Origin of the sequence: Streptomyces sp. WELS2 (assembly GCF_013870595.1) — a bacterium.
Lineage (GTDB): Bacteria > Actinomycetota > Actinomycetes > Streptomycetales > Streptomycetaceae > Streptomyces.
In genome coordinates this window covers 1-1291 of the sequence record NZ_JACBWZ010001264.1, presented here as the reverse complement: position 1 = coordinate 1291, position 1291 = coordinate 1, and the positions used below count along the sequence as shown (strand labels likewise).

At 74.6% G+C, this 1291-nt stretch carries 2 protein-coding genes; both read left to right on the top strand.

All coding sequences use genetic code 11. The features are described 5' to 3' along the window. Positions 1-331 (top strand): PH domain-containing protein (locus H5J33_RS35570; protein WP_181798767.1); only part of this gene is annotated, 331 nt, incomplete at its 5' end. Positions 332-366: 35 nt separating this feature from the next. Beyond that, on the top strand, positions 367-1291 hold a 925-nt coding region (locus H5J33_RS35565), incomplete at its 3' end, for a PH domain-containing protein (protein ID WP_399553014.1).

Sequence of the window (1291 nt, the reverse complement as noted above, 5' to 3'; positions counted from 1 at the left end):
GTGCGCGCTGCTGCCACCGGCGTGCGCCGCCGTGTGCTGGCGGCTGCTGGAGCGCAACTGGCGCTCCTGGCGGTACGCCGAGCGCGCCGACGACCTGCTGATCAGCCGCGGTGTCCTGTGGCGTGAGGAGACGGTGGTGCCGTACGGGCGGATGCAGCTGGTGGAGGTGACCTCCGGGCCCGTGGAGCGGCGCTTCGGGCTGGCCACCGTCCAGCTGCACACGGCCGCCGCCGCGACCGACGCGACCATCCCCGGCCTGGACCCGGCCGAGGCGGAACGGCTGCGCGACCGGCTCACCGAGCTGGGCGAGGCACGATCGGCGGGCCTGTGACGTCCCGGGAGCGGGCCGAGGACGTGAACGACGGCATACCCGTGGGGGCCGAGCGCGCGGGTACCGGCGCGCCCGAGCGCGCGCCCGTCATCGAGCGCCGGCTGCACCCGGTCACACCCCTGCGCCGGGCGTGGGCGCCGCTCGCCGTGCTGGCCGGCTGGGCGGTGCACGACCCGAACGGCGCGCAGGAGCAGCTCGCACGGCTCACGGACACCATGCTCCTGCTGGGCATCGCGGTCCTCGTGCCGGCGGCCGGCCTCTACGGCTTTTTGTCCTGGTGGTTCACGCACTACGCGGTCACCGACACCGAGCTGCGGATACGCACCGGACTGCTGTTCCGGCGCACCGCGCACATCCGGCTGGAGCGCGTCCAGGCCGTGGACGTCTCCCGTCCGCTCCTCGCGCGCGTGGCGGGCGTGGCCAAGTTGCGCATCGACGTCGTAGGCACCGACGACAAGGACGAACTGGCCTTTCTGAGCGAGCGCGAGGCGCGCGCCCTGCGCGCGGAGCTGCTCGCGCGCGCGGCCGGTTTCGCGCCCGAGACGGCGCGTGAGGTCGGCGAGGCACCGGCGCACGTCCTGCTGCGCGTGCCTCCTCGCGAGCTGGCGCGCTCCCTGGTGCTGACCGGCGCCACCTGGGGCTCGCTGTGCGCCGCGCTGGTCGTCCCCACCCTGCTGTGGCTCTTCACGGACAACCTGTGGACGGTCCTCGTCACCGCCCTGCCGCTGCTCGGCACGGCCGGGGCGAGCAGCGTGGGCCGGTTCGTCACCGAGTTCGACTGGACGGTGAGCGAGTCCCCGGACGGGCTGCGCATCGACCGCGGGCTGCTGGACCGCGCCCACGAGACGGTACCGCCGGGCCGGGTGCAGACGGTACGGATCGTGGAACCGCTGCTGTGGCGGCGGCGCGGCTGGGTCCGGGTCGAACTCGACGTGGCGGGATCCGACAACTCCGTGCTGG